12 protein-coding genes are annotated in these 17620 nt (G+C 67.6%); 5 read left to right on the plus strand and 7 right to left on the minus strand.

Annotated features, from left to right (window positions below; all coding sequences use genetic code 11):
• Nucleotides 1-3: 3 nt before the first annotated feature.
• The 4 genes from N416_RS0107025 to N416_RS0107040 form a co-directional block, all read right to left on the minus strand.
• Nucleotides 4-660: an allophanate hydrolase subunit 1 gene (locus N416_RS0107025; RefSeq protein WP_046300842.1), complete on the minus strand. Its 657-nt coding sequence runs from the start codon at nt 658-660 to the stop codon at nt 4-6.
• 96 nt (nt 661-756) lie between these two features.
• A complete protein-coding gene (locus N416_RS0107030) occupies nt 757-1704 on the minus strand; it encodes an ABC transporter substrate-binding protein (RefSeq protein ID WP_024441413.1) in 948 nt (315 codons plus the stop codon).
• A 20-nt stretch (nt 1705-1724) separates the two neighbouring features.
• On the minus strand, nt 1725-5327 hold the full coding sequence (locus N416_RS0107035; RefSeq protein WP_024441414.1) for a hydantoinase B/oxoprolinase family protein: 3603 nt from the start codon (nt 5325-5327) through the stop codon (nt 1725-1727).
• Between the two features lie 3 nt (nt 5328-5330).
• A complete protein-coding gene (locus N416_RS0107040; RefSeq protein ID WP_024441415.1) occupies nt 5331-6248 on the minus strand; it encodes a TetR family transcriptional regulator in 918 nt (305 codons plus the stop codon).
• A gap of 151 nt (nt 6249-6399) precedes the next feature.
• Between N416_RS0107040 and N416_RS0107045 the strand changes: the two genes are divergently transcribed.
• From N416_RS0107045 to N416_RS0107060, 4 genes are all read left to right on the plus strand, one after another.
• Nucleotides 6400-7611, plus strand: a complete 1212-nt coding sequence (locus N416_RS0107045; protein ID WP_024441416.1) for an acyl-CoA dehydrogenase family protein — start codon at nt 6400-6402, stop codon at nt 7609-7611.
• A complete protein-coding gene (locus N416_RS0107050) occupies nt 7608-8633 on the plus strand; it encodes a phosphotransferase family protein (RefSeq protein WP_024441417.1) in 1026 nt (341 codons plus the stop codon). Before N416_RS0107045 ends, N416_RS0107050 begins: the two co-directional genes overlap by 4 nt.
• 30 nt (nt 8634-8663) lie before the next feature.
• Nucleotides 8664-9425 (plus strand): SDR family NAD(P)-dependent oxidoreductase, encoded by a 762-nt coding sequence (locus N416_RS0107055; RefSeq protein WP_024441418.1) that lies wholly within the window; start codon nt 8664-8666, stop codon nt 9423-9425.
• Nucleotides 9426-9498: 73 nt separating this feature from the next.
• Nucleotides 9499-11160 (plus strand): AMP-binding protein, encoded by a 1662-nt coding sequence (locus N416_RS0107060; RefSeq protein WP_024441419.1) that lies wholly within the window; start codon nt 9499-9501, stop codon nt 11158-11160.
• 33 nt (nt 11161-11193) lie between these two features.
• Here N416_RS0107060 and N416_RS0107065 read toward each other — a convergent pair whose 3' ends face one another.
• Nucleotides 11194-12429, minus strand: coding sequence for a DNA polymerase domain-containing protein (locus N416_RS0107065; RefSeq protein WP_024441420.1), 1236 nt, complete (start codon nt 12427-12429; stop codon nt 11194-11196).
• Between the two features lie 67 nt (nt 12430-12496).
• Between N416_RS0107065 and fadD2 the strand changes: the two genes are divergently transcribed.
• Entirely contained in the window at nt 12497-14167 is a 1671-nt protein-coding gene (gene fadD2, locus N416_RS0107070; RefSeq protein WP_024441421.1) for a long-chain-fatty-acid--CoA ligase FadD2, read from the plus strand.
• Nucleotides 14168-14180: 13 nt separating this feature from the next.
• On the opposite strand, the gene N416_RS0107075 is transcribed toward fadD2, so the two are convergent.
• Together N416_RS0107075 and N416_RS0107080 are read right to left on the minus strand one after the other, a co-directional pair.
• On the minus strand, nt 14181-15221 hold the full coding sequence (locus N416_RS0107075; RefSeq protein WP_024441422.1) for a TQO small subunit DoxD: 1041 nt from the start codon (nt 15219-15221) through the stop codon (nt 14181-14183).
• A 173-nt stretch (nt 15222-15394) separates the two neighbouring features.
• Nucleotides 15395-17593, minus strand: coding sequence for an acyl-CoA dehydrogenase (locus tag N416_RS0107080; RefSeq protein WP_024441423.1), 2199 nt, complete (start codon nt 17591-17593; stop codon nt 15395-15397).
• Between the last annotated feature and the right edge of the window lie 27 nt (nt 17594-17620).

Consider the following 17620-nt stretch of genomic DNA (forward strand, 5'->3'; position numbering starts at 1 on the left):
CGGTCACGCAGCCCGGAATCGCACCGACAGGCCCGGGGTCAACAGCGCCGGGGCGGGCCGCTCCAGATCCCACAACACGGCGTCGGTGTGGCCGATCACCTGCCAACCGCCGGGCCACGGACGCGGATAGATGCCGCTGAACTGGCCGGCCAGCGCAACCGAGCCGGCCGGAACCGGACGCAACTCGGCGCGCCGGGGCACCTGCAGCCGGGGGTCGCCGCCGAGCAGGTAGGCGAAACCCGGAGTGGATCCGCCGAACCCCACCAACCAGGGCGTCGCGGTATGGGCATTGATGACCTGGGCGACGCTCAGGCCGGTGTGTTCGGCCACCTCGGCCAGGTCCGGCCCGTCGTAGATGACGTCGACAATCACGTCTGCGGTGCCCTCGGGGGCGCGCATCCGGACAGCGTCCCGGTCGACGTCCAGGGTCGTCAGGCGCCGCCGGACACCGGCCCGGTACCTGGGCGCGGCCAGTTTCACCAACACCGTGTGGGACGCCGGGACTACGTCGACAACGCCGGGCAGCGCGGCGGAACGTATTGCCGCGGTCCATGCCAGCACGTCGGTGGTGGAGTCGAACTGCAGCAGCAGGGCGCTGTCGCCGTAGTCGAGGACCACGTCGGTCTTGGTGAAATCGTTGAAATCCAATGCCACGCTCATGCCACGACCGTAGCCCCGAATGACGCCCAATAGTGACGTAGAACACAATTCTGCGGGGTATGCCAGAAGGGTCTTACGGAACGCGCAGAGTCGGCCCTAGCCAGTGATCTTGGCGATGAGCGCGGGCAGCTGCGCTGCCACCAGCGGATAGCTCAGCGGCGAGGCGAAGGCGATCGCGCCGGCCTGATCCTTGGTTGTGAAGACGCTGCGAGACTCGAACCCGGCGATGTCGCGATCGGCCAGCAGCGCCGCCCGTTCCTCGTCGCTCTCGGTGGTCCAGATCAGCACATCCGCGGCGCCGAGCGTGGCGCCGATCCGCCCGTGCTCGATCACCGGGGATGCCTCCGCGACGGTCAACCCCATCTGAGTCAGAAAGGCGGTTCGCCAGCCGGTGGCGGCGCTGACATCGCCCTGGTCCAGTCGGCCTGCCAGCAGCAGCACCTTCTTGCCCTTGAAGCCGGGGCGCGCAGCGGCGACGTCGGTGAACGCGCCGTCGACGCCGTCGATCAGCGACTGCATCTGCTGACCGCGATGCACGGCTTTGCCGATGGCGGCGGCCTGAACCTTCCAGGGCTCGAAGAAGGCGTCACCACCGGACTGCGGCACGGTCGGCGCGATCGCCGACAGCTTCTGATAGGTGTCGGCATCCACCCCGGCGTTTGTCGCGATGATCAGATCCGGCTTGAGGTCGGCGATCTGGGCGACCGCGATCCCGTTGTCCAACTCCAGCACCACCGGCTTGGCGTCCCCGAGCTGTCGCTGCGCCCAGGGCCACACCGCGAACGGCTGATCGCCGAACCAATTGGTCACCGCGATCGGAACGACACCGACCGCCAGTAGGTCGTCTTGACCGGTGTATCCGGCGCACACCACCCGGCTGGGCGGCTCCGGGACGGTGGTCTCACCAAAGATATGGGCGATGGTGACCGGCCCGGGTGCGCCGTCGTCGGGCTGCTCGCGCGATGAGCAGGTGGTCAGGAGCGCGGTGGCACCGGCCGCGCCGCAGAGGCCGAAGAAACCGCGCCGGCTCCACTGGTCTCGCATCGCGTGAGATTAACCCGCGATCAGGCGGGCTCGCCATACCCGCCGCCGCCGGGGGTCTCGATCACCAGCACGTCGCCGGGACCTAAGTCGGTGGAATCGCAGCCGGCCAGCTCGGTCACCGAGCCGTCCGCGCGTTCCACCCGGTTGCGTCCCAAGCCGCCGGATTGGCCGCCGGCCATACCGTAGGGCGCGACTCGCCGGTGCCCGGTCAGCACACTGACGGTCATCGGCTCGCGGAACTCGATCCTGCGCACGCCGCCGTCGCCGCCGTGCCAGCGACCGGCTCCTCCGCTGCCGTGCCGGATCGCGTACTCGCGCAACAACACTGGGTAACGCATCTCCAGCACTTCGGGGTCGGTGAGCCGTGAGTTGGTCATGTGGGTCTGCACCACCGAGGCGCCGTCGAAACCTTCGCCGGCCCCGGACCCGCAGCCCAGCGTCTCGTAGTACTGGTGGTCGGCGTTGCCGAACGTGACATTGTTCATCGTCCCGGAACCCTCGGCCTGCACCCGAAGTGCGGCCAGCAGAGCCCCGGTGATGGCCTGGGAGGTCTCGACGTTTCCGGCGACCACCGCGGCCGGGTAGGCCGGCGACAACAGGGTGCCGTCCGGGATCGTGATCTGTAGCGGGCGCAGGCACCCGTCGTTGATCGGGATGTCGTCGGCTACCAGCGTGCGGAACACGTAGAGCACGGCGGCGGTGGCAACCGATGATGGCGCGTTGAAGTTCGTGGCCAACTGCGGCGAGGTCCCGGCGAAGTCGATGGTGGCACCGCGTGCCGCGCGGTCCACGGAAACCCGCACCGCGATCGTCGCGCCGGAGTCCATCTCATAGCGGTACTCGCCGTCGTCGAGGGAATCGATGACCCGGCGCACCGCCTCCTCGGCGTTGTCCTGGACGTGGCGCATATAGGCCTGCACGACGTCCAGACCGAAATGGGAGATCATCGACCGGATCTCGTCGATACCCTTCTGGTTGGCGGCGACTTGTGCACGCAGATCCGCGAGGTTGGTGTCGGGACTGCGCGAGGCGTACGTCGCCGCGGTGAGAAGGTCCCGGGTCGGTGTCTCACGAAAGTGGCCGTCGTCGACCAACAGCCAGTTGTCGAACAGCACGCCTTCCTCGACCACGGACCGGCTGTCCGCGGGCATGGAACCGGGTGTGGTGCCCCCGATCTCGGCATGGTGACCGCGCGAGGCCACAAAGAACAACACCGGGTCGTCCGGCCCCGCGGCTTGGGCGTACACCGGAGTGACGACGGTGATGTCGGGCAGGTGGGTGCCGCCGTGATACGGGTCGTTGACCGCATAGACCTGGCCGGGCCGCATCGTCGACGCCCGGCGGGCGATGACCTCCTTGACCGTGGCGCCCATCGATCCCAGATGCACCGGGATATGCGGTGCATTGGCCACCAGACAGCCATCGGCGTCGAACAATGCGCAGGAGAAGTCCAGCCGCTCACGGATATTGACCGATTGGGCGGTTGCCTCCAGCCGGGTTCCCATCTGCTCGGCGATGGCCATGAACAGGTTGTTGAAGATCTCCAGCAACACCGGATCGGCCGCGGTTCCGGCGGCGGCAACCGGTGCGGGCGCGGCCAGCCGTTGCAGCACCAGTTGGCCGTCGGCGGTGAGCTGGGCCTGCCAACCGTCGTCGACGACAGTGGTGGCGTTGTCCTCGGCGATGACGGCCGGCCCGACCACCACGTCGGTGATGGCGTCTCGCTGGTGTAGCGGCGCGTCAGTCCAGGCACCGCCGGCGTAGAGGCGCACGACTTCAACGGGTTGACGGGATGCCTCGGCATCGTTTCGCCCGAACAGTTCGGGTTGCTCGGTGAGCCCGGTCGCCTCGACCGAAACCGCCTCGGCGATCAGCGCACGCTCCATCAGGAACGAGTACATGCCGCGGTGGATCTCTTCGAACGCCGCTGTCATCGAAGCGATGTCGCCGAGCTCGACCGGGATCGAGGTGTCGGTGCCCTGGTAGCGAAGGTGCACCCGGCGTATCACGTGGGTCTGGTCGGCCGGAATGTGCTGGGCGGCGAGCTCGCCGCGTGCCTGCCCCTCCAGGTTGTCGGCGACCTGCTCCAATCCCGCGAGGGCGGTGTAATCCAGCTCGGTCTCGACGGCGCGCTCGCGGATCACGGTGGTGTCGGCCAAGCCGATTCCGAGTGCGGAGAGCACGCCCGCCATCGGCGGCACCAACACCGTACGGATGCCGAGTTCGTCGGCCACCGCGCACGCGTGCTGTCCGCCGGCACCCCCGAAGGTGGTCAAAGCGTATCGGGTGATGTCGTGTCCCCGGGCCACCGAGATCTTCTTGACCGCGTTGGCCATGTTGGCCACCGCGATGCGGAGAAACCCTTCGGCGACCTGCTCGGGGCTGCGGTCATCGCCTGTGGCGGAGAGGATTTCGTTGGCCAGCTCGGCGAAGGAGTGCCTCACCACCGCTGCGTCCAGCGGCTCGTCGCCGGCCGGTCCGAACACCGCCGGGAAATGGGCGGGCTGGATACGGCCCAGCATGACGTTGGCGTCGGTGACGGTCAACGGCCCCCCGCGCCGGTAGCAAGCAGGTCCCGGGTCGGCGCCCGCCGACTCCGGCCCCACCCGATAGCGGCTGCCGTCGAAGTGCAGGATCGAGCCGCCGCCCGCAGCGACGGTGTGGATGTGCAGCATCGGCGCCCGCAGTCGCACACCGGCAACCTCGGTGGTGAACACCCGCTCGTATCCGCCGGAAGCACTGTAATGCGATACGTCGGTGGAGGTTCCGCCCATGTCGAAACCGATCACCGAGTCGAAGCCGGCCAACGCCGACATCCGAACCATGCCGACGATTCCGCCGGCCGGACCGGACAGGATCGCGTCCTTGCCGCGGAAATGATCTGCCGCCGCCAGGCCCCCGTTGGACTGCATGAACATCAGTCGCACGCCGGTGAGTTGGTCGGCCACTTGGGCCACATAGCGGCGCAGTACCGGTGACAGGTAGGAGTCGACGACGGCGGTATCGCCACGGGGGATCAGCTTCGGCAGTGGACTCACCTCAGATGACAGCGAGATCTGGGTAAAGCCGATCTCGCGGGCCAGCTCGCCGATCACCCTTTCATGCAAAGGATTTCGATAACTGTGCAGGCATACCACCGCGCACGCGCGGATACCGTCGGCATGCGCGTCCCGCAGCTGTGCGGCCACGGCCTCCACGTCCGGTTCCTGTAGCACGGTCCCGTCGGCGGCCACGCGCTCATCGACTTCGACGGTGCGTTCGTAGAGTTGCTCGGGCAGCACGATCTGCCGGTCGAAGATGTGTGGCCGATTCTGATAGGCGATGCGCAGGGCATCGCCGAAACCACGCGTGATGACCAACAGGGTTCGCTCCCCGGCGCGCTCCAGCAGCGCGTTGGTGGCTACCGTCGTGCCCATCCGAACCGCGCCGATCAACCCGGCCGGGATCGGCGCGTCGCCCTCGATCTGTAGCAGGGCGCGGATACCGGCCACCGCCGCGTCGCGGTACTGCTCAGGATTCTCCGAGAGGAGCTTGTGGGTGAGCAGGCGCCCGTCGGGGCGGCGGGCCACGATGTCGGTGAACGTGCCGCCCCGGTCGATCCAGAACTGCCAGGTAGCCACCACGAGTCACATTCTGCCGTCGGCTGCCGATGGTGGGAAACCCAGTCCGGGGCTGCGCGCCTTGGTGAGCAGGGCGACGGCGAAGTCGGCGTAGCTGCGGGCGGTCTCCTCGGGACTGGCGGGCCCGTCGGCGTTGAACCACTGCGGCAGCGAGGTGCACATGGTGGTGATGGCGCGGCCTGCGACGCGACGGTCGAGGATATCGGCGACGTCGACTTCAGACTCGCGTGCGGCACGGTCGATGGCGGCGTCGAGGCTGTGCTGCAGTTGATTTCGTGAGTCGGCGATACGTTGCCGATTCGCCGCCGTCAGACTGCGCATCTCGCTGGCTCCGATGAAGGCCAGCTTCTGGCGGTGCGTGTGGAACAGGGCCAGGGCTTCTACGATCAGCCGCACCTCCTGCAGGCCGGTTGCGGCGTCGGCGCGGGCGGCGCCGACGCGCCAGTGCAGCTCGGTCATGGTCAGATCGAGTAGCGCCACCAGCAGCGCCTGCTTGTCGGGGTAGTGGTGGTAAATCCCCGGCACGCTCATGCCCGCGCGCGCAGACACGTCCCGCATGGAACTGCCGTGGTAGCCGGTCTCGACGAACGCATCGATAGCAGCGGCCAAGACGCTGTCCAGGGCCAGGGGCGGAAACCTTCGCCAGTCGTGTTGCCCGGAATCGGCCACCTCGTCGGGTATGTGCGCTGGGCGGGCGGGTCCCGCGGAGACGGTGCCCGCCAGGATCTGGTCCGGTGTGACGCCCAGTGCTCCCGCGCACTCCTGGAGGCGTGACACCGAGATCCCGGTCTTGCCGTTCTCCATGGCGCTGATCGTGGCGGGGCTGACCCGCAGGCACTGCGCAAGGTCGCGGACGGTGAGTCCTCTGGCCCGACGGGCAGCGCGGATCGCCGTGCCGCACTCCGGCGATCCCGCCACGGCCACCTCCGGATTGTTCAGGATTTCTGAACTATACCGGAGGGCACGGTAATCGCCTGATAGCCGATTTTTGACGGAAAACAGGCTCCTGTGTCACAGTCCGTAGTGTTCGGGCCGAGTGATCGGTCGGTCATTGCGAGAGTGGTGATGGGGTGTCATGGCGATCGAGTTGAACTACTCGCCGGAAGTGTCGGCGGTTGTCGAAAAGACGCGGGCGTTCATCGAGGACGTGGTGTTGCCGGTGGAGGACCGCTTCGGCGGGGACGTCGCCGCCGCAGGCGGGGATGCCGCGGTGAAGGAGCTGCAGGCCGCTGCTCGCGATGCGGGCGTGTTCGCGCCGCACGCGCCCGTCGAATACGGCGGGATGGGCCTGAACATGTCCGACCGGGCGCCGGTGTTCGAAGCCGCCGGCTATTCGCTGTTCGGTCCGGCCGCGGTGAACATCGCCGCCCCCGATGAGGGCAATGTGCATCTGCTGGCGGAGGTGGCCAGTCCTGAGCAGAAGGCGCGTTACCTCGCACCCCTGGCCGCCGGCGACGTGCGATCTGCGTTCGCGATGACCGAGCCGGGACCGGGTGCGGGCTCGGATCCGTCTGCGCTGACGACCAAGGCCGAACGCCGGTCGGGAGATTGGTACATCACCGGCCGCAAGTGGTACATCACCGGCGCCGACGGCGCGGGATTCTTCATCGTCATGGCCCGCACCTCCGGGGAACCCGGCCAGCGCGGCGGCGCCACCATGTTCCTGGTCCCCGCCGACACCGCGGGGCTGACCGTCGGCCGACACATCCCGACCCTGGACCGGTCCATGGTGGGCGGCCACTGTGAAGTGTTCTTCGACGACGTTCGGGTTCCCGAGGAAGCGGTGCTCGGCGAGGTGGACCGCGGCTTCGAGTACGCCCAGGTACGTCTCGGGCCTGCGCGCATGACGCACGTCATGCGGTGGCTCGGCGCCGCGCGTCGGGGCCACGACACCGCGCTGTCGCATGTCGTGGAGCGCCAGGCATTCGGCTCACCGCTCGGCGATCTCGGCATGATCCAGAACATGGTGGCCGACAACGAAATCGACATCGCGGCTACCCGAGCGCTGCTGGTGCGCGCATGCTGGGAACTGGACCAGGGCGGCAGCGCCGGCGATGCGACGTCGATCGCCAAGACGTTCGCCGCCGAGGCGATCTTCCGGATCGTCGACCGCAGCGTGCAGATGTGCGGTGCGCTCGGCGTCACCGAGGACCTACCCCCCGCGCGGCTTTCCCGTGAGGTGCGTCCGTTCCGGGTTTACGACGGTCCTTCCGAGGTGCACCGCTGGGCCATCGCCAAGCGGCGGGTCGGGGCGGCCCGGCGCGCGCGCAAGGACGCCGGGCAGTGACGGTCGAAGCCCTGGATCCGGTTGCCTTGCGGCGATACCTCATCGCCAACGACGTCCCGGTTCAGGGAGAGCTCACCGTAGAGCTGATCGCCGGTGGCCGGTCCAACCTCACGTTCAAGGTCAGCGACGAATCGTCGGCCTGGGTTGTGCGTCGGCCTCCGCTCGGCGGCCTGACTCCGTCGGCGCACGATGTGGGTCGCGAATTCGCGGTCACCGACCGGCTTTACGGCACCGGTGTTCCGATCGCGCGGCCCGTGGCGCTCGACGCCGACGGCACGGTGTGCGGTGCTCCGCTGACCGTCACGGAGTTCGTGACCGGCCGGGTCTACCGCCACAAGGATGATCTGGACACCCTGTCCGATGCGGAACTGGCTGCCAACGCCTCGGCGCTGGTGCGGGTTCTGGCGGATCTGCACGCGGTCGACTACCGCGCCGTTGGGCTCGAATCCTTCGGCAGGCCAGACGGTTTCCTGGAACGCCAGGTGCGGCTGTGGGCCCGCCAGTGGGAACTGGTCAAGACGCCCGAGAACGATGAGGCGCTGTCCGGTGATATCACGAAACTGGCCGCGGCACTGGCCGGCGCCATTCCGCAGACATCGCAACCCTCGGTGGTGCACGGCGACTTCCGTATCGACAACACCATCTGCGATCCAGAGCAGGCGGACGTCATCCGGGCAGTGGTGGACTGGGAGCTTTCCACCCTCGGCGACCCGCTCACCGATATCGCCCTGATGTGCGTCTACCGGTCACCGGCATTCGACCTGGTGTTCGGCCACCCCGCGGCGTGGACCAGTGCACGCCTGCCGTCCGCCGACGCCCTCGCCGAGGAATACGCACGGCTGTCCGGTCGGGACCTGAGCGACTGGCGCTTCTATCTGGCGCTGGCGAACTTCAAAATCGCAGTGATCGCCGAAGGAATCACCCACCGGGCCCAGCATGGTGCGAAGGACGTGCAGAACGCCGGTGAAGCGGCACACGCTGCGCCGGAGTTCATCGCCGCGGCGCTGAATGCGTTGCAGTAACCGCAGAAAAGTCGAGAAAGGTTGAGTCGGGTGAGCGTACTGGACAAGTTCCGTATGGACGGCAAGGTCGCCGTGGTGACCGGGGCGTCCTCGGGCCTCGGCGTGTATTTCGCCCGGGCCTTCGCCGAGGCCGGCGCGGACGTAGTGCTGGCGGCGCGGCGGGTGGAGAAGCTCGCGGAGGCAGCAGAACTGGTGACCGCTGCCGGACGCGCAGCTCTGCCGGTGGCGACCGATGTCGCCGACCCGGCGGCGGCGACCAGAATGGTCGAGGCCGCCATCGAGCGGTTCGACCGGGTGGACGTGCTGATCAACAACGCGGGTATCGGAACGGCGCATCCGGCCACCCGGGAGACCCCCGAGCAGTTCCGTGAGGTCATCGACATCAACCTCAACGGGGCCTACTGGGCGGCGCAGGCCTGCGGGCGGGTGATGAAACCGGGTTCGTCGATCGTCAACATCTCCAGCATCCTGGGCCTGACCACCGCGGGCCTCCCGCAGGCGGCGTATGCGGCCAGCAAGGCGGGGCTGATCGGTCTGACTCGGGACCTGGCGCAGCAGTGGGGTAGCCGGAAGGGGATCCGGGTCAATGCGATCGCGCCGGGCTTCTTCGCATCGGAGATGACCGAGCAGTACCGTCCGGGCTACCTGGACAGCGTCGCTCACCGAATCGTGCTGGGCCGGATGGGCGATCCGGAAGATCTCGCGGCCTCGGTTCTGTGGCTGGCCTCGGATGCCGGTGGTTACGTCACCGGACAGACCATCGCAGTCGACGGCGGTTTCACGATCAACTGAAGCCGCCTCGCGGATCCGCGATAGCCTTGGCTGGTGGCTCCCCCGGTCTTGAAACTCCCCGGATCCGGCCTGAATGCCTGACGACATCGCCGGGATGCTGCTCGACCGCCTCGGCGACCGCCATCTGGGGCTGCGCACCCGGCAACAGGACTGGACGTGGGACGACGTGGTGCGCGAGTCCGCCGCGCGTGCCGCGCTGGCATCGGCGTTGCGCCGGGACGGACCGTTTCACATCGGCATCCTGCTGGACAACGTGCCGGATTTCGTGTTCTGGCTCGGCGCAGGCGCGCTGTCCGGCGGGGTCATCGTCGGAATCAACCCCACCCGCGGGGATACCGAGATGGCCGCGGAGATCCGGCACGCGGACTGTCAGCTGATCGTCACCGACACCGCCGGGGTGGGCCGACTGCGCGGCCTGGACCACGGCCTGGAGCCCGGGCGCTTCTTGGTGATCGACGAGCCCGGCTACGCCGCGCTCATTGCCGAGCACCGGGTGGAGCCGGCCGCCGCCGCGGGCGTGGGGCCGGAGTCGTTGTTGCTGCTGCTGTTCACCTCGGGCACCACCGGTGCCTCCAAGGCGGTCAAGTGCAGCCAGGGCCGGCTGGTCCGCATCGCCGAGGCGGCCACCGCCAAATTCGGTCATGTGCGCGCCGACGTCGACTACTGCTGCATGCCGCTGTTTCACGGCAACGCGATCATGGCGCTCTGGGCGCCTGCGCTGGCCAACGGAGCCACGATCTGTCTGACACCTAAGTTCTCGGCATCGCAGTTCCTGCCCGACGTGCGCTACTTCGACGCGACGTTCTTCACCTATGTGGGCAAGGCGCTGGGCTACCTGCTGGCCACCACCGAACAGCCCGACGACGCCGATAACTCCCTGATTCGCGGCTTCGGAACCGAGGCCTCGCCGCAGGATCAGGCCCAGTTCCTCCGCCGGTTCGGCGCCGTCCTGCACGAGGGCTACGGATCCAGTGAGGGCGGCAACGCGGCGATACCCGACCCGGCGGCACCGCCAGGCGCGCTGGGCCGTCCGGCGCACGCGGGCATCGTCATCGTCGACCCGCAGACCCGCGCCGAATGCGCCACGGCGATCCTCGACGAACACGGCAGGGTGTCCAACGCCGACGATGCGGTCGGCGAGATCGTCGACAAGACCGGGGCCCGCGACTTCGAGGGTTACTACAAGAACGACGCCGCCGATTCGGAAAAGGTCCGCGACGGCTGGTACTGGACCGGCGATCTCGGTTATCGCGACGAGGCCGGCTTTCTGTACTTCGCCGGCCGCCGCGGCGACTGGATCCGGGTCGACGGCGAGAACACCTCCGCGCTGGCCATCGAACAGGTGCTGCGCCGGCATCCGCTGGTCATCAGTGCCGGCGTCTACGCGGTGCCCGACCCGCGCTCCGGCGACCAGGTGATGGGTGCCATCGAGGTCGCCGACCCCGACGGCTTCGACGCGGCAGCCTTCGCCGGGTATCTGGCCGCCCAACCCGACTTGGGCCGCAAGGGCTTCCCACGGTTTCTGCGGATCTCGGCCGGCCTGCCGGTCACCGGCTCGAACAAGGTGCTCAAACGCGAGCTGCAGGCGAAGCGCTGGCACACCGACGAACCGGTATACCGCTGGGCGGGGCGCGGCGTCCCCGAGTACATCCGCATGACCGACGACGACAAGCGTTCGCTGGACGCCGAATTCATCTCCTACGGCCGGCAAAGCTACCTGCTGGGCGACGGGTAGCGACCATGAGCGACTGCGCGCGATGATCGCGGATCAGCCTTCGGCTCCCTTACGGTTCCAGGGACTGTAGTCGGCGATCAACTCCTGCTGGGGCGGGCGCTGCGCCTGCGCGACGTGCTGCAGGTTGATCCGGACCCGGTACCAGATCGAACTCGGGCCGCGCATGCCGTCGAGCAGAACGTCCTCGGGCGCCAACTGTTTCGCCGCTGCGGCGTGCCGTTCGCGCCAGACGTCCAAGGCTGCCATCGCCTCGTCACGAGTCCTGGTGCGGGCGATCTCGATCAGGGGCAACGGTGACGTACGCCGGCCGCCGACATTTCTTCGCGAGCCGCGCGGTGCCTTCTCCGCCGGGCCCTGCTCTGCGGCCAGCTCCAACAGGGACTCCAGCCCACCGACGGCGTCGTTCATGCCCGCCCAGGGGTCGCCGATCTGCGCTAAGCGGTCCGGCACGGTATCCACGGTGAACGACGCTGGGTCGGCGTCGGCGACCTCGTCCCAATACAGCGGCGTCGAAACCCGAGCATCAGCCGTGGCCCGCACGGAGTACGCCGAGGCGACCGTGCGGTCCTTGGCATTCTGGTTGAAGTCCACGAAGACGCCGTGCCGTTCCTCCTTCCACCACCGGCTGGTGGCCAACTGCGGTGCGCGCCGCTCGATCTCGCGGGCCACCGCCTGTGCCGCCAGCCGGACCTGCGAGAACTCCCACTGCGGGGCGATCCGCGCGTAGATGTGCATGCCGCGCGAGCCGGACGTCTTCGGCCACGCCGTCAACCCGTGATCGGCCAGTACTTCACGGGCCAGCAGGGTGACCTCGACGATCTCCGGCCAGCCGACTCCCGGCATCGGATCGAGGTCGACGCGCAGCTCGTCGGGGTGGTCGAGGTCGTCGGCGAGCACCGGGTGCGGGTTGAGATCCACACAGCCCAGGTTGATCACCCAAGCCAGCCCCGCCGCATCGTCGACGACGACCTCCTGCGCCGACCGGCCCGACGCATAGCGCAGCTCTGCGACCGACACCCAGTCCGGGCGGTTGGCGGGTGCCCGCTTCTGGAAGATGGCCTCGGCGTCGATGCCGTCCACGAAACGTTTGAGGATCATCGGCCGCCCGGCCACCCCGCGCAGCGCGCCGTCGGACACTGACAGGTAGTAGCGAATCAGATCGATCTTGGTGCGTGCAGCGGCGCAAGGTCCACCGGGGAACACCACTTTGTCCGGGTGGGTGACCACCACCCGGCGTCCCGCGACCTCCAGCGACATCCCGCCGGCCATGACGTCATGTTAATAAGAGGCGACCATCCGCCGCCCGACGGCGATCTGCGTCACATAAGGTTGTCCCATGGCTAAGCTCACTGACCTGCCCAGTCAGGCTCTAAACAAGCTCGGTCGCTATCTCGAACGCGGTGGCGCCGAGTTGCATTACCTGCGCAAGATCCTGCAATCCGGCGCGTTGAAGCTGGAGTCCCCGCGGGTCATCGCCAGTGCACTCGCTGATGGAGCGCGCTGGGGCGAGCTGGGAATGATTCCCGCGCTCAATGCCCGTCGTAGCCCGAACGGCGTCGCCGTGATCGATGACGACGGCAGCATCACGTTCAAAGAGCTGGATGACGCCGTCAACGCGGTGGCCAACGGCCTGCTCGCGATGGGGGTGCGTGGCGGTGACGGGGTGGCGATCCTGGCACGCAACCATCGCTGGTTCCTGATCGCCAACTACGGCGCTGCCCGGGTCGGCGCCCGGCTGATCCTGTTGAACAGTGAATTCTCCGGCCCGCAGATCAAGGACGTCTCCGAACGCGAAGGCGCCAAACTGATCATTTACGACGACGAGTACACCGCCGCCGTGGCGCAGGCCGAGCCGCCGCTGGGCAAGCTGCGGGCGCTGGGCGTCAACCCGGACACCGACGAACCGTCCGGCAGTACCGACGAGACGCTGGCCCAGCTGATCGCGCGGAGCAGCAAGGCGCGGGCGCCCAAGATAACCAAGCACGCCTCGATCATCATCCTGACGTCCGGTACCACCGGTACCCCCAAGGGTGCCAACCGCAGCACCCCGCCCACCATGGCGCCGATCGGCGGCATCCTGTCGCACGTGCCGTTCCGTGCCGGTGAGGTGACGTCATTGCCGTCACCGATGTTCCACGCGCTGGGCTATCTGCACGGCACGCTGGCGATGTTCTTCGGCTCGACGCTGGTGCTGCGGCGCCGCTTCAAGCCGGCCACCGTGCTGGAAGACCTGGAGAAGCACAAGGTGACCGGCATGGTCGTCGTGCCGGTCATGTTGTCCCGGATCCTCGACCAGCTGGAGAAGACCAGTCCCAAGCCGGACCTGTCGAACCTGCGGATCGTGTTCGTCTCCGGGTCGCAGCTCGGCGCCGAATTGGCGACCCGGGCGATGAAGGACCTGGGCCCGGTCATCTACAACATGTACGGCTCCACCGAGGTCGCGTTTGCCACCATCGCCGGCCCCGCCGACCTGCAGTACAACGCCGCGACGGTGGGCCCGGTGGTCAAGGGTGTCAAGGTCAAGATCCTCGACGACAACGGCAATGAACTACCGCGGGGCGAGGTCGGCCGGATCTTCGTCGGCAACTTCTTCCCTTTCGAGGGCTACACCGGTGGCGGTGGCAAGCAGATCATCGATGGCCTGCTGTCCTCCGGCGACGTCGGCTACTTCGACGAGCGCGGGTTGCTCTACGTCAGTGGCCGCGACGACGAGATGATCGTCTCCGGCGGCGAGAACGTCTTTCCTGCCGAAGTCGAGGACCTGATCAGCGGACATCCCGACGTGATCGAGGCGACCGCATTGGGTGTCGAGGACAAGGAGTGGGGCGCACGGCTGCGGGCTTTCGTGGTCAAGAAGGAAGGCTCCAGCGTCGACGAGGACACCATCAAGGTTTACGTCAAGGAGCACTTGGCTCGTTACAAGGTGCCCCGCGAGGTGGTCTTCCTCGAGGAGTTGCCGCGTAATCCCACCGGCAAGATCCTCAAGCGCGAACTGCGCGACCTGTAGGCGCGGTTCCAGCTCAGGGAACGGTTTCGATCGCCCGTTTCCAGGTGGCACCGCTGATATCGGTGAGGACGAGCGTGTACGAGTGCGCGCCGTCCCACCGGGCCGGGCCGGTGTCGATGGTCAGCTGTGCTTTGGCGCCCAGCGGGACGACCAGGCTGTGCGGGCCGGATTTCACCTTGGCCACGTAGCGGTTGACGATCGCCGCCTCAGGTAGTCGGCTCAGCTGCGCGCCGTCCAGCTGTACTACGGTTTTGCCGGTGGCGTCATCGAGGACGCTGACGCCGATCAGGAATGAGCCGTAGACGTCCGCGCCTTCGGTTCGGTAGAGCTGGAATTGCAGGCTGTTGCCGACGACCCGGGCTTCGGACACCTCGATCTTCGGCGCGACCGACTTGTTGTGTAGCGGCCCATACACCCCGCCGTGGAACTGCTGGTTGGTGAACAATGCCAACGCCAAAATGGCGAACGAGCCGATGAGTATTGCTGGCGTCTTGATGGTGACCGCGCCGGACGTCAGCCAGTGGAGCCGTGTTTGCTGTGCGAGCCGCGGATACTTCGCGGAAAGGGCACGATCCATCGCGTAGTGTCCGCCGCCGCTCAAAAACAGCATGAAGCCGCTGGCCACGCCCAGGATGCCGATCTGCCACTCGTCGAGGCAGGTGGTGCTCAGCCAGCCGGCGCTGAGCAAGATGCCGAACGCCAACCCCAGCATGGCCAAGCTCATGACCCTGGTGAACAAGCCGACGATCACGCAGACCCCGACGATGCCTTCCACGATGGTGAACACCGTCATGGCTACGGCGAGCAGGCCGGGATGGGTCAGCAGATGCTCGATGATCGGGCCGATGCCAAGCGCGTTCGGGAGAAAGTGGTTGAACTTCTCGCCGACATAGCCAGGGACGTCCGGATTCAATTTGTCTTCGAGGCCGACTCGTCTCCAGAAGGCGGAGAAGTATGTCCAGCCGATGACTAGGCGGACGGGCAGCGCGAAAAGTGCGGCGGTATTGAAATGGCTTGCGGTGATCTTATTTTCGTCAGCAGCGTCAACGGTCACGTAAGCAGTCCTGAGGCATTCGTTCGTGGCGATTCGCCCGCCATGCTAGCAGCGCCGTCAGAACCTCAGCCGAAACCCGTTGCCCCGTCGAACTGATTGCCGAGTGTGCGTTTTCGTTGGCAAAAGAGCCTTTTCGCCACCGAAACCGCACACTCGGCGCCTCTGGCGACCCTTTACGGGTCGCGGGGGAGGCCAAGCAGACGCTCGGCGATGATGTTGAGCTGGACCTCCGAGGTGCCGCCGTAGATGGTGGTGGCGCGGCTCATCAACAGGTACTCGGCCCACTTGCCGGGCAGCTGCTCACGATCGCCGATCGCGGCATCACCGGCGAACGTGCCCACCGCGAACTCGGCGTAGCCCTGTCCGGTGCGCATCGACAGCAGCTTGGACACCGCAGCCGCCGGCATCGGGTCCTTGCCCGCCAGGGTCAGCAGCGTCGAGCGCAGGTTGAGCAGCTTGGCGGCGTGCCCTTCGGCGATCAGCCGGCCGGCGCGGCGCTGTTCGCCCCCATCGAACTGGCCATCGCGGATGAACTCCACGAAGCCGTCGAGGCTCGCCAGGAACGGCATCTCGGATCCGCCGATCGACACCCGCTCAGCCGTCAGCGTGTTACGGCTGACCTCCCAGCCACGGTTCACCTCGCCGAGCACCAGCTCGTCCGGGATGAACACGTCGTCGATGAACACGGTGTTGAACATCGCTCCGCCGGTGAGTTCACGCAGCGGGCTGACCGTCACGCCCTCGGCCTTCATGTCCAGCAGGAAGTAGGTGATGCCGTCATGTTTCGGAGCGCTGGAGTCGGTCCTGGCCAGTAGCGCCCCCCACGAGGAGAACTGCGCGGCCGAGGTCCAGATCTTCTGTCCGCTGACCCGCCAGCCGCCGTCGACCTTGGTTGCCTTGGTGGTCAGGCTGGCCAGGTCTGAACCGGCGCCGGGTTCGGAGAACAGTTGGCACCAGATCATCTCGCCGCGGAACGTGGGCGGCAGGAAACGCTGCTTCTGCTCCTCGGTGCCGAACGCCACGATCGACGGGATCAGCCACGCAGCGATACCCATCGCCTGGCGGCGCACCCGGCCGGTGGTGAACTCCTGCTCGATGATGATCTGCTCGATCGGCTCGGCGGCCCGCCCCCACGGCTTCGGCAGGTAGGGCAACACCCAGCCGCCCTCGGCGATCGCGACCGTGCGCTCGTCGTGCGCCATGGCCTTCAGCGCTGCGACCTCGGCCCGGATCTCGCCGCGCAACTTCGCGGTATCGGAGTCCAAGTCGATGTCGATCTTGCGCATCCCACCGGCAGTGGCGGTGTCGACGACCTGTTGGGGGTAGATGGACCGGGAACCGAAGGAGGCGGCCAGTATCAGCGCTCGCCGGTAGTACACACCCGCGTCGTGCTCCCAGGTGAAACCGATTCCGCCGTGCACCTGGATGCAGTCCTGGGTGCAGTGCTGCGCGGCGCTCGGCGCCAGGGTGGCCGCCACAGCGGTCGCGAACTCCACGGTCGAAACCGCAGCCTCCCAACCATTCTCATTCGCCTCATCGATAGCGCGGGCGGCATCCCACACCGCGGCGGTGGCGCGCTCGGTGTCGGCGATCATCTCCGCACACTTGTGCTTGATGGCCTGGAACTGGCCGATCGGCCGGCCGAACTGCTCGCGGATCTTGGCGTAGTCCGCCGCGGTGTCGGTGGCCCAGCGAGCCACCCCGACCGCCTCGGCAGACAGCAGCGTCGCGATCAGCGCGTGCGCGCGCGCCGACGAGAGGTTACGCAGGACCGCGGTGTCGGCGATCTCGACGCCGTCGGCACGGACGTGGGCGATGGGACGCAGCGGGTCCACGCTCGTCACCGGCTCGATCTCGAGCTGGTCGGCGGGCAGCGCCACCCACACCTCGGCGCCGTCGACCAGCACCGGCGCCACCAGCAACGACGCTTCAGCGGCGGCCGCGACGGCGCGGGCCTGGCCGCGGATCACCAGGCCGGATCCCGCAGCGGTGCCGGTCAACCCCGGATTGAGGGTGTAGCTGGCGATCACCTCTCCGCCGGCCAGCCCGCTCAGCTCCGCTGCGGCCGGATTGTCTGCGGCGATCAGGGCGCTGGCGATCGCGGACGGCACAAACGGCCCGGGCACTGCCCCGTAGCCGAACTCGGCGAGCACCACCGCCAATTCCAGGATTCCGAAACCCTGGCCGCCGGCTTCCTCGGCCAGGTGTACGCCCGCCAGGCCCTGCTCGGCGGCGGCCCGCCAATACGGCGGCGGATTCTGGATCGGGGTGTCCATCGCGGCGTGCAGCATCTCGGACGGCACAGCCCGGGCCACGAAGGACCGCACGGAATCGGCGAGGTCTTGGTGCTCAGAAGTGATCGCTATCGGCATTGATTACGCCTTTCGGTGTGTACGTGA

Source organism: Mycobacterium sp. UM_WGJ (genome assembly GCF_000455125.1).
In the GTDB taxonomy this organism is placed as follows: domain Bacteria; phylum Actinomycetota; class Actinomycetes; order Mycobacteriales; family Mycobacteriaceae; genus Mycobacterium.